The following is a 22,414-nucleotide window of genomic DNA, read 5'->3' on the forward strand; positions in this document are numbered from 1 at the left end:
CAAGAGGCCCTGCGTGCCGCGACCCCAGCGCCCGACCCGAATGCGCGGACCGCGGCCCTTGCCCGCGCACAGGCGACGTTCGAGACATTTCACGCAACCGCGCCCCAAGGATCGGCCACGGACCCGCGTCACAGACCTGCACCCGCCCGAAAGGGCCTCTTTGCAGGAGCACGCACCATGATGACCCGTCTCTCTCCACGCGGCGGCCTCGTCGCCACCACCGCCCTCGTCGCCGCGGGCCTTCTGTTCCTGACGCCCGAGGGCCGGGAGCTGATGCGGCCCGGAGCGCTCGACGTAGCCGAAATCCCCGCTCCCCGCACGCCGGAGGATTCCGCCGCAGGTGCCTCACCGGAGCCTGCCACGCTGGCAGAAAGCGCCCCGTCGGGGCAGGCCGCCGCCGAGTCCGAACCGGCCGAAACCAGCGTCGTCTCCGATCCGGCCGCCCTCGCGGACCAGTCCGACAGCGCCGCCGCGCCGCCCCCCGTTGCCAGCATCGCCGAGGCCCCCATGGCCGAATCCGCGCCGATGCCCCTGGCCCGCGTCGCCCCCGCCGCGCCGATGCGCCTCGAGGCCGCGGGCAACGGCATCGCATACGAAGAGGTCATGCCTTTCCCCGAGGACTCCGCCGAGGCCTTTGCCAACGAGGACTCCTCCGGCCTGAGGGTCACCGCCGAGGAGCCGGTCTCCACCTTCTCCATCGACGTCGACACCGCCTCCTGGTCGGTGATCCGTTCATTCCTGTCGCGGGGCACCCTGCCCCCGGCGGAGGCCGTGCGCATCGAGGAGATGATCAACTACTTCCCCTACGACTACCCCGCCCCCGCCGCGGGAGAGGCGCCCTTCGCCGTCGATCTGGGCGTGATCGAGACACCCTGGAACGAAGGCACGCAACTCGTCCGCATCGGCCTTCAGGGCATTCTGCCCGTCGTCGAGGACCGCCCGCCGCTCAACCTCGTCTTCCTGATCGACACTTCGGGCTCCATGGAGAGTCCCGACAAGCTGCCGCTCCTCGTCCAGTCCTTCCGCCTCATGCTGTCGGAACTGCGCCCCGAGGACGAGGTCGCCATCGTCACCTACGCGGGCTCTGCCGGCCGCGTGCTCGATCCCACGCCCGCTTCCGAACGCGAGACGATCCTCGCCGCGCTGGACCAGCTCACGGCGGGCGGCTCCACCAACGGCCAGGGCGGCCTCGAACAGGCCTATGCCACCGCCGCCGAGATGGCCGGGGACGGCGAGGTCGGCCGCGTGATCCTCGCCACGGACGGCGATTTCAACGTGGGGCTGTCGGACCCCGAAGCGCTGGAGGACTTCATCGCCGAGAGGCGCGACAGCAGCACCTATCTCTCGGTGCTGGGCTTCGGGCGCGGAAATCTCGACGACGCCACGATGCAGGCGCTGGCGCAGACCGGCAACGGCACGGCGGCCTATATCGAAACGCTCTCCGAGGCGCAGAAGGTGCTGGTGGACCAGCTCACCGGCGCGCTCTTTCCGATCGCCGACGATGTGAAGATACAGGTCGAATGGAACCCGGCCGCCGTGGCGGAATACCGGCTCATCGGCTATGAGACACGCGCCCTGCGCCGCGAGGATTTCAACAACGACGCCGTGGACGCGGGCGAGCTTGGCGCGGGCCATTCGGTGACGGCCCTATACGAGATCACGCCCACGGGCTCTCCCGCCCGCCTGACCGACCCCCTGCGCTACTCCGCCGCCGAGACCGATGCGCCAGCGTCCGACGAGGAACTCGGCTTCCTGCGCCTGCGCTACAAGGCCCCGGGAGAGGACGCCTCCCGCCTGATCGAGGCCCCCATCGCGACGGACCTCACCGCCGATGACGACACCCGTTTCGCCGCCGCCATAGCGGGCTTCGGCGAGCTGCTTCGGGGCTCCGACTACCTCGGCGACTGGAGCTATGCCGAGGCGATCGACCTCGCCAACTCCGCCCGCGGCGACGATCCTTTCGGCTACCGCACCGAAGCCGTCCGCCTCATGCGCCTTGCCCAATCGATCGCCCGCTGACAACGGCCATATCCCGCCGGCCGGGCTTCAGCCCGGCCTGCACCGCCAAGTGTGTCGGGCGGTCCTGCCACCTGCCGCGCCGCCGGTATTGACACGGCACTATGCGGTCACGGTTCCCCCGTCTCCGGCCCTCTATCAGTCACCGCTTCCTCGCAGGCCTCCGCGCGGAGGAAGTCCCGCATCGTCCGCCCCTTCTCCTCGCGGAACCTCTCCCCCGGCACGACCTCGCGGATTCGGTCCAGCCGGAACATCCGGAAATCGCTCCGCAGCTCGCACCAGGCAACCAGCGTCCAGACCTTGCCCCAGAACCACAGCCCCAGTGGCCGAACCACCCGGCGCGAGGCCAGGCCTCCGGCGTCGGCATAGTCCAGGTTCAGCCGTTGCCGTGCCTCGGTCGCGGTCTCCAGGACGTCGATCAGCTCGCGAACGCGGGGCGACATTTCCGGCAGGCCGAAGGCATGGACGGACACTCGGGCCGCCTGCGCCCGCGCCTTCTCGGGCAGCACCGCCTCAATCTTCACCAGCGCTTCCTCCGCGGAGGCGGCCATCTCCGCCCCGCCCCACGCGCGAAGCAGCCGCGCACCCGCGACCAGCGCCGTGACCTCGGACGCGGTGAACATCAGCGGCGGCAGATGATGGCCCTCCCGAAGCACATAGCCGACCCCGGCCTCACCCTCGATTGGCACGCCGGAGGCCATGAGGTCGGCCACGTCCCGGTAGATTGTCCGGGGCGTGACCTCCAACCGCTCCGCCGGCCCCCGGGCCGTCACCAGCCGCCCGCCCCGCATGCACTGGACGATCCGGAACAGCCGGTCGGCGCGGCGCATGGGAGTCAGGCCGCCGGACCCAGCGCCTCGAAGAGGCCGATGGAATTGCCGTCCGGGTCCGACGCGTACTGAAAACGCCCGTGGGGCGGCAGCGGGATCACCGGCCCCGTGACCAAGCCGCCATGGGCCGCGACGCGCTCGGCCGCGGCCTCCACGCTGTCGGGTACGAACAGATGGATCGTCGGTCCAACGGAACCGGCAGGTCCGGCCGGTTTGCCGGGATAGAGATGCCCGCCGGCAGTCCCCATGTCGTCGTTGAACAAGGCCATGGGGTTCGGCGGTTCGTCGCGGATCGTCATCGTCCAGCCGAAAACCGCACTGTAGAAGGCGCAGGCCCGCTCCAGATCCGTCACTGGGATCTCCGTCCAGCACACGATCGGCACCGCTCCGGGCATCGTCGCATCCGGGTCGGCCATCAACTCCTGAGTCGTCATCGCTCGTATCTCCTCTGTCGGTGGCGATGTCCGACCTTCCCACAGCCCTGCTGACAGCATTGTGTCAGCAGGCCGCACGGCCCGCTACAGCTCCTTCGCCGGGATTATCGGAAAGAACCGCCCGCCGGACCTGAGCCCGAACCAGTCCTCTCGCTGGTGGGTCTCCGTGTCACCCAGTTCCACCAGGCGATAGAAACTCTTGCGGTCGATCAGCGCCTCGAGGTTGCGGCGGATGTTCACATAGGGTGCCGGCTCTCCCGTCTCCCGGTCCCGCTCCACCCGGATCGGATGCTCCGGCCCGGCCAGCACCTGATCCCCCACATTGGTGGTGAACAGAAGGCCCTCCCTGGTCTCCTCGAAATCGACCGCCACGAAGGGCGCGTCCTCCACCGAGATCCCGACCTTCTCCACCGGGGTCACGAGGAAGTAGCTCTCGCCTTCCTTCCTCAAGATCGACGCGAAGAGCTTCACCAGTGCAGGACGCCCGATCGGGGTGCCCTGGTAGAACCACGTTCCGTCCCGCGCGATCCGCATGTCGAGATCCCCGCAGAACGGCGGATCCCACTTGTCCACAGGCGGCGGGCCTTTTTTCGCGGCAGCCCGGGCGGATTTCGCCAAGCTGTCGGCGGATACGGTCACATCCATGTGTCGCCCTCCCATTTTGCCATTGGGGCCGGTCGCCATATCTGTTGTCCTGATCCCACCTAGGACGACCCTGAGGAGATTGCCATGACCGACGATGCTGCCCTGGTGGGCGAGATCGAGGCGCTGGGCGAAAAGCTGATCAAGGCGCGCGAGAGCATCGGCCGCCGCTTCATCGGGCAGGAGCGCGTCGTCGACCTGTCGCTTGCGACCCTCGTGTCGGGCGGGCACGGCCTGCTGATCGGCCTGCCTGGCCTCGGCAAGACCCGCCTCGTCGGGACGCTCGCCAAGGTCATGGGCCTCGATACCAGCCGCATCCAGTTCACCCCCGACCTGATGCCGGCCGACATCCTCGGCTCCGAGGTGCTCGACACGGACCAGGACGGCCGGCGCGCCTTCCGTTTCATCGAGGGGCCGGTCTTCTGCCAGCTCCTGATGGCTGACGAGATCAACCGCGCCAGCCCCCGCACCCAGTCCGCTCTCCTGCAGGCCATGCAGGAGCGCGAGGTGACGGTCGCCGGCGAGCATCGCCCCCTGGGCAAGCCGTTCCACGTTCTCGCCACCCAGAACCCGATCGAGCAGGAGGGCACCTATCCCCTTCCCGAGGCACAGCTCGACCGCTTCCTCGTGCAGATCGACGTTGCCTATCCGGAGCGCGCCACCGAGCGCGACATCCTTCTGGCGACCACCGGTGTCAGCGAGGCCGAGTCCGAACAGGTCTTCACCTCGGACGAACTCCTCGCCGCCCAGACCCTCCTGCGCCGGATGCCCGTGGGCGAGGCCGTGGTCGAGATGATCCTCGACCTCGTGCGCGCCTGCCGTCCCCATGACAGCACCGCCCCCGATATCGTGAAGAGCTCCGTCAGCTGGGGTCCCGGCCCCCGCGCCGCCCAGTCCCTGATGCTCGTGGCAAGGGCCGAGGCCCTGACCCACGGCCGCCTTTCGCCCTCCGCCGAGGACGTGCGCGCCATGGCCGGGCCGGTCCTGCAACACCGCATGGCCCTCTCCTTCGCAGCCCGCGCGCGGGGCGAGAGGCTCTCCCGCGTCATCGACGAGGTTGCCAGCCGCGTCACCCGCGTCGAGGCCGCCGCTTGAGCAATCCCCATCTCCTGCGTGGAGCGGCCGAGGATCTCGCCGCCCCCTTCCCGCCGCTCCTCGCGGAGGCCGAGCACCTTGCGACCACGGTGCTGCTGGGCTCCCACGGGCGCAGGCGCTCGGGGGTAGGCGACGACTTCTGGCAGTACCGGCAGGCGATGCCCTTCGACGAGGCGCGCATGATCGACTGGCGCCGCTCCGGCCGGTCCGACGCCACTTTCGTGCGCGAACGGGAATGGCAGATCGCGCAATCGGTGATCCTCTGGGTCGATCTCTCGGCCTCCATGTCCTTCGGGTCCCTCAAGGACGGACCGACCAAGGCGCTGCGCGCCCGCGTCCTTGCGCTGGCCGCAGCTGTCCTGATGATCCGCGCGGGCGAGCGCGTCGGGCTGACCGGTCTGCGCCTGCCGCCCCGGGGGGGCGAGACCCAGCTGCTGCGCATGGCCGCGCTCTTTTCCGAGGATCACGAGGGCGATTACGGCACGCCGGAAACCGACGGGATGCTCCCCCACAGCCGCGCCCTGTTCATCTCCGATTTCCTGGGCGACATCGACCCCGTCGAGGCCGCCCTGACCAAGGCCGCGGACCGCGGCGTGCGCGGCGCCATCCTCCAGGTGCTCGACCCGCAGGAGGAGGCTTTCCCCTTCGACGGTCGCACCATCTTCGAAAGCATGACCGGCGCGCTCCGGCACGAGACGCTCAAGGCCGGAGATCTGCGCCGCGCCTATCTCGACCGTCTTGCTGAACGAAAGGACCGCATCTCGGCCCTTGCCCGGGAGACCGGCTGGCAGTTCCACACCCACCATACGGGCGACAGTGCCGCGGGCGCCCTCCTGTGGCTCCATGCCGCTCTGGAACGGCGGGTCTGATCGGCATGTGGACCCTCGGCCCCATAGGTTTCGCGGCGCCCTGGCTTCTGCTGGGCCTGATCGCCCTGCCGATCCTGTGGATCCTCCTGCGCGCCGTGCCGCCCGCGCCGGTGCGCCGCCGCTTTCCCGGCGTGGCGCTGCTGCTGGGCCTCACCGACGACGAAAGCCAGACCGACCGCACGCCGTGGTGGCTGCTGCTCCTGCGGATGTTCGCCGTGGCGCTGGTGATCGCGGGCTTTGCCGGCCCCGTGCTCAACCCGCAGGCCGAACGTTCCGGCAGCGGTCCTTTGCTGATCCTCACTGACGGCACATGGGCCGACGCGCGGGACTGGGACCGCCGCACCGACCGAATCGCCGCGGCCCTCGAGGAAGCAAGCCGGGACGGTCGTGCGACGGCCCTCGTCTCGCTCACCGATCTGCCGCCCGACGGCGTGACCTTCCAGGCCGCCGACGCCGTGGCCCAGCGTCTCCCCGCACTCGACCCCTCGCCCTGGGAACCCGACGCCGAAGCCGCGCTGGCCTGGGCCGAGACCCTCGAGGGGTACTTCGACACGTTCTGGCTTTCCGACGGCCTTGCCCGTGACAGCCGCTCCGGCCTGCTGGACAGCCTCGAAGCCCGCGGCACCGTCACCGTCTTCGAAAGCCCGCGCCCCGTCCTCGCCCTCGCCCCTGCGCTCTTCGAGGACGGTACGGTGACCGTTCCGGTCCTGCGCGCGCAAGTCGACACAGCCCAGGATGTCGCCATCGCCGCCATGGGCCTCGATCCCGCCGGTGCCGAACGCCGCCTCGCCTCCGCGACCGCCCGGTTCGAGCCGGGCGACGCGTCCACCGAGGCACGGCTCGTGCTGCCTCCCGAACTGCGCAACCGCGTCACCCGCTTCGAGATCGAGGGCCTTAGGTCCGCCGGTGCCGTGGCCCTCACCGACGACGCCCTCCAGCGCCGGGAGGTGGCCCTGATTGCCGGGCGCGAGGACCGCGAGGGGCTCGAACTGCTCGACCCGCTCTACTACCTCAACGAGGCGCTGGCCCCGACCGCCGACCTGATCGACGGCGATCTGACGGACGTGCTCCTCGCCAATCCCGACGTGATCGTCTTCGCCGATGTCGCCACCCTCGCGCCGGGCGAGGCCGAGACCGTCCGGGAATGGGTGGAGACCGGCGGCCTTCTCCTGCGCTTCGCCGGTCCCCGACTCGCCGCATCGGATGTCAGCCGCGCCGAGGAGGACCCGCTCCTGCCTGTGCGTCTTCGCGCGGGGGGGCGCACCGTGGGGGGCGCCATGAGCTGGGGCGAGCCGAAGGCTTTGGCCCCCTTCCCCGACGACGGCCCCTTCGCCGGTCTTTCCGTGCCGGACGACGTGACGGTGAATGCCCAGGTCATGGCGCAGCCCGATCCGACTCTCGCCGACCGCGTGATCGCCCAACTCGCCGACGGGACGCCCCTCGTCACCCGCAAGGACGTGGGTGAAGGCGCCGTCGTGCTCTTCCACGTTACCGCCAATGCCGAATGGTCCACCCTGCCGCTCTCGGGCCTCTTCGTGGACATGCTCGAGCGCCTCGCCGTGTCGACCCGCCCGGCCACACCGGAGGCGGCGGAACTCGAAGGGACCGTCTGGCAGCCAGAGGAGGTCCTGACCGCCTTCGGCCGCGTCGAGGATGCCGGAGCTCTGCCCGGCGTGCCCGGCGAACGGCTGGCCGAGGGCGCGCCCGGCCCGGAGCTGCCCCCAGGCCTCTACGCCGGCGACGACCGCCGCATCGCGGTCAACGTGATCGCGGCGGACCGCACCCTCTCCGCAATCTCATGGCCTCCCCGCATCACCGTGGAAGGACTGGACGTGACCCGGCAGACTGACCTCAAGGGCTGGCTTCTCGGCGCGGCCCTGCTACTCCTCCTCGCCGACATCCTGGCCTCGCTCGCCCTCTCCGGTCGCCTGCGCGGTCCACGTGCCGCATCCGCCGCGGTGGCCCTGCTGGCCGTCCTCGCCCTGACGCCGGAGGGCGCCCTCGCCCAGACCCCCGCGCCGGCACCGGGGCCGGAAATCGCTACCGACTTCGCCGAGGACGCCCTCGCCCTGCGCGCCACGACCGAGGTCGTGCTCGCCCATGTCCTCACCGGCGACGCCGAGATTGACCGGGTCGCGGAGGCCGGCCTCCGAGGCCTGTCCGACACGCTCTTCCGTCGCACCTCGATCGAGCCCGCCGCGCCCCTCGGCGTCGATATCGAGACCGACGAACTGGCCTTCTTCCCCATTCTCTACTGGCCCGTGACCGCGGACCAGCAGCTCCCCTCGAGCCAGGCCTACGACAAGCTCAACCGCTACCTTCGCTCGGGTGGAATGATCGTCTTCGACACCCGCGACGGCGACATCGCAGGCTTCGGGGCCGCGACACCCGAGGGCCGCAAGCTTCAGGCCATCGCCCGCCCCCTCGATATTCCGCCGCTGGAACCCCTGCCGCAGGACCATGTCCTGACCCGCACATTCTATCTGCTGCAGGATTTCCCTGGTCGCCACCCTGGCCGCGAGGTCTGGGTCGAGGCCTCTCCACCCGATGCCGAACAGGTCGAAGGCATGCCTTTCCGCGATCTCAACGACGGCGTGACCCCGGTCGTGATCGGCGGCAATGACTGGGCGGCGGCATGGGCCATCGGCCCGAACGGGACGTGGATGTACCCCGTTGGCCGCGGGATGGCGGGAGAGCGACAGCGCGAGCTGGCCTTCCGCTTCGGCGTCAACCTCGTGATGCATGTCCTCACCGGCAACTACAAATCCGACCAGGTCCATGTGCCCGCCCTGCTCGACCGGCTCGGTCAGTGATGCGGATGACCAGTAAGGAAGTCTCGTGACCGGCAGCCTGATTCTCGATCCGCTGATCCCGCTTGTCCTGCTCTGGGCCGCAATCGCCCTTGCGGCGGTTTCCATCGCCCTGGCCGTCTGGCGCAGGCTCGCCGGCTGGTGGCTGCGCGGCCTCGCTGCCGTCGCCCTCCTTGCGGCCGTCGCCAACCCCTCGCTTCAGCGGGAGGAGCGCGAGCCGCTGTCGGACATCGTGATCGCCGTGGTCGACCGCTCCGCCTCCCAGCGCATCGCGGGCCGCCCCGATCAGACCGAGGCCGCTCTCGAGAACCTCCGCTCCGAAATCGCTGCACTCGAGAATACCGAACTCCGCGTCGTGGAACTGGGCGACACCGAGGGCGACGGCGGCACGCTTCTGATGAGCGCCCTCGCCGAGGCCCTCGCCGAGGAACCCCAGGCCCGCGTGGCGGGCCTGTTCCTGCTGACCGACGGCCGCCTTCACGACGCCGCGCGCGCGCCGGAACGCTTCCCTGCGCCACTCCATGCGCTGATTTCGGGCGAGCCCGAAGACTGGGATCGCAGACTGGTGCTGACGAACGCCCCCGCCTTCGCCATCCTCGGCGAGCCTGTCACCCTCACCCTGCGGGTGGAGGATCAGGGCGCCGCGCCGGAGACCACCACCGTGCCGCTGACCATCGCCGTCGACGGCGGCAGGCCCATGGAGTTCGAAGTGCCAGTGAACGAGGACCTCGAGCTGCCCGTGACCCTGCCCCATGGAGGCATGAACGTCCTGCAGTTCGAAACCCCATTCGCCGAGGGTGAGCTGACGGCCCGCAACAACGCCGCGGTGCTGCAGATCAACGGCGTCCGCGACCGCCTGCGCGTGCTCCTGGTTTCCGGAGAGCCGCACCCGGGCGAGCGCACCTGGCGGAACCTCCTGAAATCCGACAGCTCCGTCGATCTCGTACATTTCACGATCCTGCGGCCGCCCGAGAAGCAGGACGGCGTGCCGGTGGACGAGCTGTCGCTTATCGCCTTCCCGACCCGCGAGCTCTTCCTCGAGAAGATCGACGAGTTCGATCTCATCATCTTCGACCGATACAAGCGCCGCGGCATCCTCCCGTCGATCTACTTCGACAACATCCGCTCCTATGTCGAGGCGGGCGGAGCAGTCCTGGTCGCCGCCGGTCCCGACTACGCCAGCGCCGACAGCCTGTACCGCTCGCCCCTTGCGGACATGCTGCCGGGAGCGCCCACCGCCCGCGTGATCGAGGAGGGATTCACCCCGCTCCTGTCGGACCTCGGCCAGCGCCACCCGGTCACCGAGGGGCTGGAGCCTCCGACCCTCGCCACCGCCGACGACGATGCCCCGCCGGCCTGGGGCCGATGGTTCCGCCAGATCGAGGTGGAGGCCACCCCTTCCGCCCATGTGCTGATGGAGGGCGTGGGCGAGCGCCCGCTCCTGCTGCTGGACCGCTATGGCGAGGGGCGCGTCGCGCTCATGGCCTCCGATCACATCTGGCTCTGGAACCGAGGCTACGAGGGCGGCGGGCCTCAGCTGGAACTCCTGCGCCGGCTCGCCCACTGGATGATGAAGGAGCCCGAGCTGGAGGAGGAGGCGCTCGTCGCCCAGGCCACCGGCCAGACCATGCGCATCACCCGCCGCAGCCTCGGACAGGACGTGGGATCCGTCACCGTGACCCATCCCGACGGCACCGAAACCGAGCTTTCGTTGGAAGAGGTGAGTCCCGGGCGGTTCACGACCACATGGGAAGCGCCAGAGATGGGCCTCTACCGCCTGACGGACGGCACCGAGGAGACGGTGATCGCCCTCGGGCCCTCCGCGCCACGCGAGTTCGAGCAGACGATCGCCTCCGCCGAGTCGCTGGAGCCCTTCGTCGAGGGCCCGAACGGCGCGATTCTCGCCATGTCCGAAGGTGCTCCCGACATCCGTACGGTTCGCGAGGGGCGCCCCGCCTCGGGCCGCGGCTGGCTCGGCATCACCCCGCGCGAGGCCTACCTGACCGCCGATATCCGAATCTCGCCGCTCTTGCCCGCTTGGCTGTTCCTGCTCCTTGCCGCCGGCCTTGTCGTTGCCGCCTGGCTGCGAGAGGGGCGCCGCTGAGAAGAGCGGATATCGTGCCCGGATGGGGTGGGTTTCACCCGAACCTCACAAACCTTCACAGAAGGTCCCGGAAGGCCCGCCGCAGTTCCACCACGCCATCCCGCTCGTACCATCGGCCATGGGCAAGGATGACGCGTTCGGGTTGCCAGCCGATCATGGTCTCGACCACATCCTTCAGATGCTCCGGGTCCCGCCGGAACGTCGCCGCCATGTCGCGGGGCATCCTTCCGTCCGGGTGACACACCCGTCCGAACTTCAGCAGCGGTCGCGCCCACCACGGCATCCTGGCGGGTTCGAAATTCTCGATCAGGTCCGTGAGGATCAGCGTCCGGCTGGCCCGGTGAAAGAACACGACCTCACGGTGCTGGCCTGAGTCCGCCAGGCGCTGGTCGATCTGACCTTCCCAGACCGGAGGCGCGGCATCGGAGAGGACGGCATCGACCGCGAGGCTCATGCCCCGGCTCCTCGCGCGATCCGCGACACCGGGACTCGCCCAGGTCGCCGCTTCGGGAAATTGGGACTGCCAGTCCGGAATCCAGGCATAGTGAATCCAGTTGGGCGCAATCAGGTGCCGCACCGGGCCGAGACCGGCGACCGCGGCAGCGACACCGTTCCGGTCGGCGACCGGCGAATGCACCCAAAGGCCGCCATCCGCCAGGCGGATCACCGTCATCCGGGTCGGAAACGGCAGGCCATAAAACCGGATCCAACCCCCGTCCACCACCCAGACATCGGTCGTGACCGGCTTCAGGGTATGGAGCGGCTCGTATCCGGTTGGTCGCATCTTCGGTCAACCCGGCGCGCGAAGTGGGGGTCCACCACCCGGCGAACCCCCTCCAGCCCTTCCATCCGGACCGGTCAATGCACCACCGCGTCCTCGGGCCGCCCGCGGTTCGAGCTGCCCACGCGGTCGCCCACGATCAGCCCTTCGGACCCGGCGGTCACCGGGAGCGTCTGGCCATCGAGGATGTCGCCCGCCAGCAACATCTCCGCGAGCGGATCCTGCAGCGACCGCTGGATCACGCGTTTCAGGGGCCGCGCGCCGAACACCGGGTCATAGCCCTCGTCGGCCAGCCACTTCCGCGCGCCCTCGTCCAGTTCCAGCACGATCTTGCGCTGGGCCAGCCTCTTCTCCAGCCGACGCAGCTGGATCGTCACGATCCCGTCCATGTCGCCGCGTGTCAGCCGGTCGAAGATCACCGTCTCGTCGAGCCGGTTCAGGAACTCCGGCCGGAAATGGGCGCGCACCGCGTCCATCACGTCCCGCCGCGCCTGGGCACTATCCGCCCCCTCCGGCAGCTGGCTCAACGCCTGGGACCCGAGGTTCGAGGTCAGCACGATCAGCGTCTGCTTGAAATCGACCGTCCGGCCTTGGCCGTCGGTCAGCACCCCATCGTCCAGCACCTGCAGAAGCACGTTGAACACGTCCGGATGCGCCTTCTCGACCTCGTCGAACAGGATCACCTGGTAGGGCCTTCGCCGCACCGCCTCGGTCAGCACGCCGCCCTCGTCGTATCCGACATAGCCCGGGGGCGCGCCGATCAGCCGGGCCACGGAGTGCTTCTCCATGAACTCCGACATGTCGATCCGCACCATGGCGCTGTCGTCGTCGAAGAGGAACTCCGCCACGGCCTTTGTCAGCTCGGTCTTGCCCACGCCCGTGGGGCCGAGGAACAGGAACGAACCCAGCGGCCGGTTCTCGTCGTTCAGGCCCGCGCGGGCGCGCCGCACAGCATTGGCCACGGCACGCACGGCCGTCTCCTGTCCGATCACGCGGGCATGCAGGCCCTCTTCCATGCGCAGGAGCTTCTCGCGTTCGCCCTCCAGCATCTTGGACGTCGGAATGCCGGTCCAGCGCTCCACCACCTCGGCGATCTGCTCGGGCCGCACGGCCTCCTCGACCATGAGCCCCTCGTCCTCGGCGGCCTCGGCCTGGCCCAACTCCCGCTCGAGCTGCGGGATGATCCCGTAGCTGAGCTCCCCCGCCTTCGCCAGGTTGCCCTCCCGTTTCGCGATCTCGAGGTCCGCGCGAGCGCGGTCCAGCTTTTCCTTCAGGTCGCGGGCCGACTCGAGCTTGTCGCGCTCGGACTGCCACTTGGCGGTCATTTGCGCGGACTGGTCCTGAAGATCCGACAGCTCCTTCTCCAGCTTCTCCAGCCGGTCCTTCGACGCCTGGTCGTCTTCCTTCTTCAGCGCCTCGGCCTCGATCTGAAGCTGCAGGATCTGCCGGTCGAGCTGGTCCAGCTCCTCGGGCTTGCTGTCCACCTCCATCCTGAGACGGCTCGCCGCCTCGTCGACAAGGTCGATCGCCTTGTCGGGCAGGAAGCGGTCGGTGATGTAGCGATGGCTCAGCGTCGCCGCAGCCACCAGCGCCGCGTCGGCGATCCGCACGCCGTGGTGCAGCTCGTACTTTTCCTTGATGCCGCGCAGGATCGAGACGGTGTCCTCGACCGTGGGCTCCTCCACCATCAGCGGCTGGAACCGCCGCGCGAGCGCCGCGTCCTTTTCGACATGCTTGCGATACTCGTCGAGCGTCGTGGCCCCGATGCAGTGCAACTCGCCCCGCGCCAGCGCCGGCTTGATGAGGTTGGCTGCATCCATCGCGCCGTCGGCCTTGCCAGCACCGACAAGCGTGTGCATCTCGTCGATGAACAGCAGGATTTCGCCCGCCGCGGTCTCGATCTCCTTCAGGATCGCCTTCAGCCGCTCCTCGAACTCGCCGCGATATTTCGCGCCCGCGATCAGCGCGCCCATGTCGAGGGCCAGCAGCCGCTTGTTGCGCAGACTTTCCGGCACGTCGCCGTCCACGATGCGCAGAGCAAGACCCTCGGCGATGGCGGTCTTGCCGACGCCGGGCTCCCCGATCAGCACGGGGTTGTTCTTGGTCCGGCGGCTCAGCACCTGCATCGCGCGGCGGATTTCCTCGTCGCGCCCGATGATCGGGTCGATCTTCCCGGCTTTCGCGCGCTCCGTCAGGTCGATGCTGTATTTCTTCAGCGCTTCGTAGCTGTCCTCGGCCGAGGCGCTGTCTGCGGTCCGGCCCTTGCGCAGGTCGTTGATCGCGGAATTGAGGCCCATCGCCGTCACCGCGCCCGCGTCCAGAGCCTCCTTGGCCTTCGATTTCACGATGGCTAGCGCGGTCAGTAGCCGCTCCACGGGCACGAAACTGTCGCCGGCCTTCTTCGCCAGCTTCTCCGCCTCGTCCATGACCTTCGCCATTGTCGGGTCGAGATAGAGCTGGGCGCCCTCGCCCGACACCTTGGGCAGCTTGCCAAGCGCCAGATCCAGCGCCTGCCGTACCGCGTCGGCGGACCCGCCCGCGCGGCCGATCAGGTTGGCCGCGAGACCCTCCTCGTCGTCAAGAAGCGCCTTGAGCAAATGCTCCGGCGCAAGCCGCTGATGATTTTCCCGCATCGCGATGGTCTGCGCCGCCTGTACGAAGCCGCGCGACCGTTCCGTGAACTTGTCCAAGTTCATCGCCATCTCTCCTCTTCAAGCACCGGACCCATGGACCGCCCGCCACGCAGCGCAGTCCTTACCGGCCTTCGGCACAGGATGTGGGGAGATGCGGGCAGGCGTTCAAGGCAGCGTGAACGCCTGCCCGGAGAGAATTACTGCTCCTCGACGACCGGAGCGTCTTCCTCGACGACCGGAGCGTCTTCCTCGACGACCGGAGCGTCGTCCTCGACCGCTGGCGCCTCGTCCTCGAGGGTCGGCGCTTCCAGCGTGTCAGGCTCGTTCGGCGCAATCTCGGCGCCCTCCGGCGCTTCGCCCGGCGTGGTGTCGAGACCCTCGCTGTCCGGCACTTCGAGCGTCTGGTCGGTGATCGGATCGAGTTCGGTATTCTCGCCGTTCTGGATCACGGACTCGTCGTCGCCGACGCCCGTCTCGCCAGGAATGTCGGCAACCCCCTCCGGATCGGTGCCCTCACCCTGCCGGATACTCTCGACATTGGGTTCGTCGATCATGTCGCCATCGCCCGTCGGCCACAGCCAGAAGGCCAGGACCAGCACCACGATCACGACGACGACCACGCCGATGATGGTGGAGGTGTTGCCGCCGCTCTTCGGCACATCGCTGCGCCGGTTGTCTCGCTCGTTCGCCATGGGTTCACTCCTTGCCAATTGATCGGCAAGTGAACCCGGCGGAGGCCGCGACGTTCCAAGACCTTTCTCAACCGGCGGAGTCACGCCAGAATCATCGTCTCCACCGAGCGGATCATGGGCAGATCGCGGCGCAGGCAGGACCAGCGCGCACCCCCGTCCCGGCTGGCATAGACCGATCCCGAGTTCGTGCCGAAATAGATCCCGACCTCATCCAACCCGTCACCCGCCATCGCCTGCCGGAGGACGGTGAAGTAGCAATGCTCCTGCGGCAGCCCCTCTCGCAGGTCCTCCCAGCTCCGACCGCCGTCCCGCGTGCGCCAGACCGCTGCCTTGCCGTCCGGACAATGACGACCCTTGATGTCGCCGTTCATCGGGAAGAACCACGCGGTCTCCGGATCGTGCGGATGCGCGACGACCGGAAAACCGAAGGTCGAGGGGAGCCCCGCGGAAATGTCCTGCCACTCCGCGCCGAGGTCATCGCTGCGGTACATACCCTGATGCCCTTGTTGGTACATCGTCCCCCCGGGGCCCAAGGCCAGCCCGTGCACGCAATTGCCGAACTCGGGATAGGTCACGTCCCCCTTCTCCCAGCCCACGACCTTGATGCCGCTGTTGCGGGTCCGCCAGCTCACCCCGCCATCCTCGGAATAGAAGGTTCCCGCAGAGGAAATCCCGACCCACAGCCGCTCCGGGTTCGCCGGATCTGTCACGATGTGATGCAGCGTCAGCCCCGCGCCTCCAGGGGGCCACTCGGGCCGGGACGGATGCGCCTGCAATCCCTCGAGATGGTGCCATGTCTCTCCACCGTCCCGGCTCTCGAACAGCGCGGCGGGCCGGGTTCCCGCATAGATGCGTCCCTCGCCGATCCCCAGCGACCAGACCGAATCGAGGGCCTCCTCGCCGGGCAGAGACAGACCCTCCGCCGATTTCGTCCAGCTCGAACCGAGATCGCTAGTCTTCCAGATGTCGAGCCCGAACCAAGGGTTGCCGCCCGCCGCGTAGATTGCACCCGTCGACGGATCGCCCTTGACGTGATTGAGATCCGTCGCCTCGCAGAACGGGCCGTGCAGGACCCAATCTTCTCGCGCCGCGTCGCTCTCCAGAAAGAACGCGCCCTTGCTCGTTCCCAGCAGTACCAGAATGCGGGTCATGACCGCCCTCCCCCCACGATGCCCTCCCATACCACGGCCGGCCACCCCCGCATCGGGGAATCTGTCGGGGCGCTTGACGAGACACCCGGCACCGGGCACCCCCCCGCCACAGCCGAGGGAGACCGCCATGACCGAGACCGCAGACGACCGCCTCATCGTGGCCCTCGACCTGCCCGACGCCCATGCGGGCCTGACCCTTGCCGGCCGTCTCGGAGACAGCGTCAGCTTCTACAAGATCGGCCTCGGCATGCTCACCGGGGGTGGCCTCGCGCTGGCGCGCGAACTCAAGGACGAGCATGGCAAGCGCATCTTCCTCGACATGAAGCTCTTCGACATCGGCGCGACCGTGGAGGCCGCGGTCCGGGGCCTTGCCCGCTTCGACCTCGATTTCCTCACCGTGCACGGCGACCCCCATGTGGTCCGCGCGGCGCGCGCAGGGGCCGCCGGGTCCGACATGAAGATCCTCGCCGTGACCATCCTGACCTCCCTCGACCGCGAGGACCTCGACAACGCCATGATCCGCGCCGGGGCGGTCGGGGACCTCGTGTCCGAACGTGCGGCCCGCGCCTTCGAAGCCGGGGCCGATGGGGTCATCGCGAGCCCGGCGGAAGCCGCCGCGATCCGTGCCCTGCCCGAGGCCGCGGGCCGGCTCATCGTCACGCCCGGTGTCCGTCCCGCGGGGTCCGACCCCGGCGACCAAAAGCGGATCGCCACCCCCGAGGCCGCCATAGCGGCCGGCGCGGATCATGTGGTGGTGGGGCGCCCGATCTGGCAGGCTGCCGACCCGGCCGCGGCTGCGCGCTCGATCCGGGACGCATTGACCCGACCCTGAGTCGTGGCGCCCGACAGGCTGTCCACCCCGAAAAGCGAAATTCTTCGATTTTTGTCGTGAGCGGTGCAACCAAACCTGCCCCGGCGCTGTTATGGACGCGACACCGACGCAGGTGACAGCCCTTGAGGAGGCCGGACCATGAGCCGTACCGAAATCGGACCTATCCGCTACAACGCCGCTCTCGCGGCATTCGAGGCCCGTGTCGACATCCATCGCGCCGGGCGCACGTTTCGTTATCCCTGCCAGGTCGCGGCGCCGCTCGACATGCCGGAGGCCGATCTGCGCGAGGCCCTGAAGCGCCAGGCCCGCGCCATGTCCGACAGCCCCGGACTGCGGGCCGTCTACTGATTTTTCCTCGTCCCCGGGGTCGGCCGTCCCACCGATCCCGCGCCGGAGCTCCTCCCTCCTCCGGCAGAGACCCCGGCTGTTCCTCCGGCCGGGGTCTTTCCGTTCCGAACCCGGACGTCAGTCGTTCAATCGTTGATGTCGGTTCTCCAGACCTTCGCCTTGCGCGTGGGCGCGCCCCAGGTCAGTCGCAGCGCCACCACCGCCAGCCCCGAAACCGCTGCGAAGGTCACCAGCGTCCACGCCAGCGACCCGCCGAAAATCCCGACCCACAGGCCCAGTCCTGTCAGGATCGCCCCCACCGAGAAACCGATGAAGACATAGGCCGGCAACAGCATCTCCAGCATGCCGAGGATGAGGCCGAAGATGATCCAGGCCCACCAGGCGTTCCACAGAACGATCCCGCCGATCACGTACCCCTCCCGAAGAACCTGAAGGCATTTCCGAACGCTTCCAGCGCCTGGGCAGGAACGATGATCGTCTGGCTGCCCTGCCCGCCACCGAGCTTATTCAGCGCCTCGACCTGTTTCAACGCCACCTGGTATTGCGCCGACTCCAGTCCGTGTTCGGTGATCGCATCCGCCACGATGGCCGTCGCATAGGCCTCCGCCTCGGCCTCGATCCGCCGCGCCTTGGCCTCCTGCTCGGCGGCATAGAGTTGCCCGTCCGCCTCCAGTTCCGTCGCGCGCTTCTTGCCCTCCGCCTCCGTGACCAGCGCCCGCCGCGCGCGTTCGGCGTTGAGTTGCTGGAGCATCGCCGCCCGCGTCGCCTCGTCGAGATTGACGTCGAGGATCTCCGCCCGCGTCACCTCGATGCCCCAGTCGTCAACCTGGTTCGCCAGCTGGTCCTGCACCGCGAGGATCAGAGTCGAACGGTTCGACTGCACCTCGTCGAGCTCCATCTTGCCGATCTCCGACCGCACGATCCCCGCCACGGTCGTGGAAATCGCCCCGTCAACGTCCCGGATCCGATAGACGGTCTTCTCGGGTTCGATGATCCGGTAGAAGACGGACGTGTCCACCTGCACCAGCACGTTGTCCGAAGTGATCGCGTCCTGGGTGTTCGTCGGCAGCTGCCGCTCGAGGATCGAGATCCGGTGCGCCACGCGGTCGATGAAGGGCACGATCACGTTGATGCCGGGGCTCAGCACCGAATGCAGGCGGCCGAACCGCTCGACCACGAATTTCTCCGACTGCGGGACGATCCGCACCGCCGTCAGCACTGCAACGATCAGGAACAGCGCCAGAACCAGCGCCAACCCGTTGAGGCCGATCAGGCCGCCGAAAACACCGTCGAGCGCCATGCCCGTCCTCCGCCGTTATCCGCGCCTGACCATGACGCGGGATTGAGGCCGTTTTCGGGATGGAAACGGCGCGTTTTCCGGGCTGCCGTGATCCTGCGGTTGTCCGCTGCTGCAAGTCCAGAGGCGCGCGCCCACCTGCGTCAGCCGCGCACCCACCCCGCCTCGAACCTCAGGTCCCCGCATCCCCCCAGCCGCGCGACGCGCTCGAGTTCCGCCACCAGACGCCGCCGCCGCGCCTGCCCCATGCCGACGCCCCGCTCCGGCCAGAAGGCCCGGACCGCCAGACAGCCCTCCTCGCGCTTCATGTCGATCCGCCCTATGGCCCGCAGCCCCTCCCAGACCGGAAAGACGTAATAGCCGTAGCGCCGTCGCTCGGCCGGCACGAAGATCTCGATCCGGTAGCGGAAATCGAAGAGCCTCTCCGCCCGCGCCCGGTCCCGCAGAGCCGGATCGAACGGCGAGAGCACGCGCACCCTGCCCGCCGCCTCCGGCACGGGAGCCTCCGCCAACCCGGGCCGGGCGAGGCAGCGCCGCACACCGCCCTCGGCCGTCTCCACCTCCATCTCGACAATCCGCCCCTCGGCCAGCGCCGCCTCCGCCCAGGCTTTCGCCTCGGCCGGAGTCACGAGGTCATGGAACGCCCTCAGCTCCGCCGTCGTGGCAAATCCCAGCCGGTCGAGCGCACCTGCCATCGCCCAGTCCACCGTCTCGCCCGGCTCCGCCCTCCGGTCCAGCCACTCGGGCGGGATCACCCGTTCCGTCAGGTCGTAGACCTTGCGAAACCCCTCCCGCCGGGTGATCGACAGCTCCCCCGACCTCCACAGGTACTCGAGCGCCGTTTTCGACGGATGCCAGTCCCACCAGCCCCCGCGCCCCTTCTCCTCACCTTCGCCGACCTCGGCCGAGGTCAAGGGGCCATGCGCCGCGATCCGCTTCAGAACGTCGTCCATCCGGTGGTGCCAGCCTTCCCGCCGCCAGTTGGGCCAGCGACGGTCGAGGTGCGCCCGGTCCCGGTCGAACTTCAGGCGCCAATGGGGGAAGGCCTCAATCGGCAGCACCGCGGCGTCGTGGGTCCAGTGCTCGAAAACCCGCCGCCCGGCCAGCAGACGGTCCAGTTGCGGTGGCCGGTAGCGCGGTCTTCGCGACCAAAGGATGAGGTCATGGGCCCGGGCCAGCGTGTTGACGCTGTCCACCTGGACGAAACCCAGCGCCCGGATGACCTCCGAAAGGTCGTCTCCGCGCCCCGGGCCCGCCGGCGCACCGGCGAGCCCGTGCCGGTCGAGAAAATGGGCGCGGGCGGCGGCGTTGGACAGGCGCGGCAGGATCATCGCCGCACCATGACGTCGGCAACCTGCATTGAAAAGCCGTGGCAGGATAAACCGCAACGCCGGCCCGGAACCGCCCCCTTCCACGCGACGTTCCATCGCCATGTCCGAGACGACAGACCAGCGCCCCGGAAGCGGGCTCGAACGCTCCATGGGCTTCTGGGGCCTGACCTTTTACGGATCGGGCACCATCCTCGGGGCCGGCATCTTCGTCGTCATCGGCGAGGTGATCGCCGAGGCCGGCCGCCTCTCTCCCGTGGCCTATGCCGTGGCGGGCCTCGTCGCTATCTTCACCGCGCTCAGCTATGCCGAGATAGCCGCCCGCATCCCCACCGCGGGCGGGCCCATAGACTATGTGCAGAAGGCCTTTCACAGCCGCCGCGCGGGCTCCGCCACAGGCTGGGTGCTCACCGTGGCAAACATCGTCTCCGGCGCCACGATCACCACGGGCTTCGTCTCCTATGTGAACAGCTTCGCCGAAGTGCCCGACTGGATGGCCACCACGGGCCTCATCGTCCTTCTGGGCGTTGTCGCGATCGCGGGCATGAAGCACACCGCCTGGTTCATGACCGTCACAACGATCATCGGCGTGGCCACCCTTCTGCTGATCCTCTGGATCGCCCGCGACGGGCTCCTGTCCTCCCCCTCCGCCATCGCCTCCGCCGCGACGGACATGGAGACCGGCGCGATCTCGGGTGTCTTCGCCGCAGCCTTCCTCGCGATCTACTCCTTCATCGGCTTCGGCGACATGACCCAGACTGCCGAGGAGGTCCGCGACGTCCGCCGCACCCTTCCCGCCGCCATGATCGCCTCTCTCGTCGTGGTGTTCTTCTTCTACATCGGCATTTCCGCCGCCGTGACCGGCAGCGGTGACGTGGAGGAGATCGCCACGGCAGAGGCCCCGCTCGTCGCCGCCGTCGAACGGCAGGGCTGGCCCGGGCTGCCCTTCGCGATCGCCTCCCTCTTCGTCATCGTCAACGGGGGCCTTACGCAAATCGTCGCCGCCTCGCGCCTGCTGCTGGACCTCGGACGCGACGGCCGCGGCGCACCGGGTCTCCTGGCGCGGGTCAACCGAACCACCGCGACACCCATTCCAGCCACGCTGCTGACGCTCGGGATCGTCCTCGCGCTCGCGCTCTTCTTTCCCCTGAAGAACCTCGCGGCCGCGACCTCGCTCTCGATCCTCGTGGTCTTCTTCTTAGTGAACCTCGCTCTCTGGCGGCTCAAGCGCGAGAGCCAGCCAGAAGGCGTGCCCGACATGTGGAAAGCGGTGCCCCTCCTCGGTGCCGCCTTCTGCGCGGGTGCGATCGGCTGGCAGATCGTCTCTTGGCTATAGCTCCCGGGTTCCATATCTGAAGCCGATGGCAAAGACTGACGAGAACAAGAACTACAAGGTCGTCTCCGAGAACCGTCGCGCGCGGTACGACTACGCGATCGAGAACGATCTCGAGGTCGGCCTCATGCTCACCGGCTCGGAGGTCAAATCCCTGCGCTCGGGCCAGTCGAACATCGCCGACAGCTATGTCGCGGTCGACGACGGCGAACTCTGGCTCGTGAACGCCTACATCGCCCCCCTTAAGGAGGCGATGTTCCCCCACGAGGAACGCCGCCGGCGCAAGCTCCTGGCCAACAAGCGGGAGATCGCGCGGCTCTGGAACGCCACCCAGCGCCAGGGAATGACCGTTGTGCCGCTGGTGCTCTACTTCAACCACAAGGGGATCGCGAAGCTGAAGATCGCCACCGCCAAGGGCAAGCAGACCCAGGACAAGCGCGCCACGGAGGCCAAGCGCGACTGGCAGCGTCAGAAGCAGCGCCTGCTGAAGGAAAACTGACGGCGCGCGTTCATGCGCGCCGGTTCACCGCTTCGCCGGTTTCGCCCCCGTCGATGCACTCAGTTGAACGCGGGCAACGGCTCCGTCGGCTGGGTCGACCTTGGATCAGGCGTCGGCAGAACGGCCGGACCCGACTCGGTCTCCCGCAGGATCACAGGGCCGCTCGAGGGCACTGCCGCAGGTGTGTCAGTCACTGTCGCGGGCGCGGGCGCCGGCGAGACTGCGCCGGTCGACGGCGCAGGCGCGGCAGGCTGCGTTGCAACCGGTGCGGCGGGTCGCGGCGCGGTCGCGTTCAACGGCGGGGTCGGCTCCGGTCCCCTGAGCAGCCCCACGGCGGTGACCTCTCCGGCCGCGCTCGCGGTGCAGGTCCAGCGCGTGCCGTCCCGTCCCACGGCAAGCTCGTAGATCACCGTCTCGCCGGCCGCGGGCGTGCGCTCCTCGATGCGCACATCCACCACCCGCACCTCCTGCCGAACGGCACCGACGCAGGCCGAATCCTGAACCGGAAAGTCGCGCACCGCCGGCGTTTCGGCCGCCCCCGGCATCGTGATCCCGAGGTCGGGCAGCGCGATGTCGGCGCATCCCGCAAGGATCAGGCACACCGGTGCAAGGCTGGCGAAACGAAACATCGGGCTTTCTCCTCCCTGGCCAAGGGCCGACGCGCCGGGAAGCGGCGTCAGCCGCCACAGCACTAGCCGCTCGGCCCGCGTTGCGGAAGGC

General features: G+C 68.8%; 20 protein-coding genes. 9 read left to right on the top strand and 11 right to left on the bottom strand.

Going from position 1 to position 22,414, the window contains the following annotated elements; translation table 11 throughout:
- Positions 1-177 precede the first annotated feature (177 nt).
- The gene (locus EAT49_RS10985; protein WP_425459523.1) at positions 178-2,019 is read left to right on the top strand and encodes a vWA domain-containing protein; all 1,842 of its coding nucleotides are present in this window, start codon (positions 178-180) and stop codon (positions 2,017-2,019) included.
- Positions 2,020-2,126: 107 nt separating this feature from the next.
- Here the strand turns inward: EAT49_RS10985 and EAT49_RS10990 are convergent, their stop codons facing one another.
- The 3 genes from EAT49_RS10990 to EAT49_RS11000 form a co-directional block, all read right to left on the bottom strand.
- Positions 2,127-2,846 (bottom strand): helix-turn-helix transcriptional regulator, encoded by a 720-nt coding sequence (locus EAT49_RS10990; RefSeq protein ID WP_123642374.1) that lies wholly within the window; start codon positions 2,844-2,846, stop codon positions 2,127-2,129.
- Between the two features lie 5 nt (positions 2,847-2,851).
- Positions 2,852-3,280, bottom strand: a complete 429-nt coding sequence (locus EAT49_RS10995) for a VOC family protein (protein WP_246003831.1) — start codon at positions 3,278-3,280, stop codon at positions 2,852-2,854.
- 84 nt (positions 3,281-3,364) lie between these two features.
- The gene (locus EAT49_RS11000) at positions 3,365-3,925 is read right to left on the bottom strand and encodes a DUF1285 domain-containing protein (protein WP_123642375.1); all 561 of its coding nucleotides are present in this window, start codon (positions 3,923-3,925) and stop codon (positions 3,365-3,367) included.
- 84 nt (positions 3,926-4,009) lie between these two features.
- Between EAT49_RS11000 and EAT49_RS11005 the strand changes: the two genes are divergently transcribed.
- Genes EAT49_RS11005 through EAT49_RS11020 form a run of 4 tightly spaced genes read left to right on the top strand, consistent with a single transcriptional unit; the run spans position 4,010 to position 10,800 of the window.
- Entirely contained in the window at positions 4,010-5,017 is a 1,008-nt protein-coding gene (locus tag EAT49_RS11005; protein WP_123642376.1) for an AAA family ATPase, read from the top strand.
- The gene (locus EAT49_RS11010; protein WP_123642377.1) at positions 5,014-5,886 is read left to right on the top strand and encodes a DUF58 domain-containing protein; all 873 of its coding nucleotides are present in this window, start codon (positions 5,014-5,016) and stop codon (positions 5,884-5,886) included. The genes EAT49_RS11005 and EAT49_RS11010 overlap by 4 nt, the downstream gene beginning before the upstream one ends.
- Before the next feature lie 5 nt (positions 5,887-5,891).
- Positions 5,892-8,699, top strand: a complete 2,808-nt coding sequence (locus EAT49_RS11015) for a DUF4159 domain-containing protein (RefSeq protein WP_123642378.1) — start codon at positions 5,892-5,894, stop codon at positions 8,697-8,699.
- 25 nt (positions 8,700-8,724) lie between these two features.
- Positions 8,725-10,800, top strand: a complete 2,076-nt coding sequence (locus tag EAT49_RS11020) for a hypothetical protein (RefSeq protein ID WP_123642379.1) — start codon at positions 8,725-8,727, stop codon at positions 10,798-10,800.
- A 55-nt stretch (positions 10,801-10,855) separates the two neighbouring features.
- On the opposite strand, the gene EAT49_RS11025 is transcribed toward EAT49_RS11020, so the two are convergent.
- From EAT49_RS11025 to EAT49_RS11040, 4 genes are all read right to left on the bottom strand, one after another.
- The gene (locus EAT49_RS11025; RefSeq protein ID WP_123642380.1) at positions 10,856-11,584 is read right to left on the bottom strand and encodes a DUF4336 domain-containing protein; all 729 of its coding nucleotides are present in this window, start codon (positions 11,582-11,584) and stop codon (positions 10,856-10,858) included.
- A 74-nt stretch (positions 11,585-11,658) separates the two neighbouring features.
- Positions 11,659-14,277: an ATP-dependent chaperone ClpB gene (gene clpB / locus EAT49_RS11030; protein ID WP_123642381.1), complete on the bottom strand. Its 2,619-nt coding sequence runs from the start codon at positions 14,275-14,277 to the stop codon at positions 11,659-11,661.
- Between the two features lie 134 nt (positions 14,278-14,411).
- Positions 14,412-14,906: a hypothetical protein gene (locus EAT49_RS21130; protein ID WP_185020728.1), complete on the bottom strand. Its 495-nt coding sequence runs from the start codon at positions 14,904-14,906 to the stop codon at positions 14,412-14,414.
- An 80-nt stretch (positions 14,907-14,986) separates the two neighbouring features.
- Positions 14,987-16,057 carry a WD40/YVTN/BNR-like repeat-containing protein gene (locus tag EAT49_RS11040; RefSeq protein ID WP_185020729.1) on the bottom strand — a complete coding sequence of 357 codons (1,071 nt, stop codon included), beginning with the start codon at positions 16,055-16,057 and terminating at the stop codon, positions 14,987-14,989.
- A gap of 127 nt (positions 16,058-16,184) precedes the next feature.
- On the opposite strand from EAT49_RS11040, the gene pyrF reads away from it, so the two are divergent.
- Together pyrF and EAT49_RS11050 are read left to right on the top strand one after the other, a co-directional pair.
- Entirely contained in the window at positions 16,185-16,889 is a 705-nt protein-coding gene (pyrF, locus tag EAT49_RS11045) for an orotidine-5'-phosphate decarboxylase (RefSeq protein ID WP_123642383.1), read from the top strand.
- A gap of 138 nt (positions 16,890-17,027) precedes the next feature.
- Positions 17,028-17,237, top strand: coding sequence for an orotidine 5'-phosphate decarboxylase (locus EAT49_RS11050; protein WP_123642384.1), 210 nt, complete (start codon positions 17,028-17,030; stop codon positions 17,235-17,237).
- Between the two features lie 125 nt (positions 17,238-17,362).
- Here EAT49_RS11050 and EAT49_RS11055 read toward each other — a convergent pair whose 3' ends face one another.
- From EAT49_RS11055 to EAT49_RS11065, 3 genes are all read right to left on the bottom strand, one after another.
- The gene (locus EAT49_RS11055; protein ID WP_123642385.1) at positions 17,363-17,647 is read right to left on the bottom strand and encodes an NfeD family protein; all 285 of its coding nucleotides are present in this window, start codon (positions 17,645-17,647) and stop codon (positions 17,363-17,365) included.
- A complete protein-coding gene (locus tag EAT49_RS11060; RefSeq protein ID WP_123642386.1) occupies positions 17,644-18,537 on the bottom strand; it encodes an SPFH domain-containing protein in 894 nt (297 codons plus the stop codon). Before EAT49_RS11060 ends, EAT49_RS11055 begins: the two co-directional genes overlap by 4 nt.
- 140 nt (positions 18,538-18,677) lie before the next feature.
- Positions 18,678-19,865: a winged helix-turn-helix domain-containing protein gene (locus EAT49_RS11065; RefSeq protein ID WP_123642387.1), complete on the bottom strand. Its 1,188-nt coding sequence runs from the start codon at positions 19,863-19,865 to the stop codon at positions 18,678-18,680.
- Between the two features lie 100 nt (positions 19,866-19,965).
- Between EAT49_RS11065 and EAT49_RS11070 the strand changes: the two genes are divergently transcribed.
- Positions 19,966-21,198, top strand: coding sequence for an APC family permease (locus EAT49_RS11070; protein WP_123642388.1), 1,233 nt, complete (start codon positions 19,966-19,968; stop codon positions 21,196-21,198).
- Between the two features lie 25 nt (positions 21,199-21,223).
- Entirely contained in the window at positions 21,224-21,694 is a 471-nt protein-coding gene (gene smpB / locus EAT49_RS11075; RefSeq protein ID WP_123642389.1) for an SsrA-binding protein SmpB, read from the top strand.
- Between the two features lie 59 nt (positions 21,695-21,753).
- On the opposite strand, the gene EAT49_RS11080 is transcribed toward smpB, so the two are convergent.
- Positions 21,754-22,323 (bottom strand): hypothetical protein, encoded by a 570-nt coding sequence (locus tag EAT49_RS11080; protein ID WP_123642390.1) that lies wholly within the window; start codon positions 22,321-22,323, stop codon positions 21,754-21,756.
- Positions 22,324-22,414: the final 91 nt, after the last annotated feature.

Source organism: Histidinibacterium lentulum, from assembly GCF_003789055.1.
Taxonomy (GTDB): Bacteria; Pseudomonadota; Alphaproteobacteria; order Rhodobacterales; family Rhodobacteraceae; genus Oceanicola; species Oceanicola lentulus.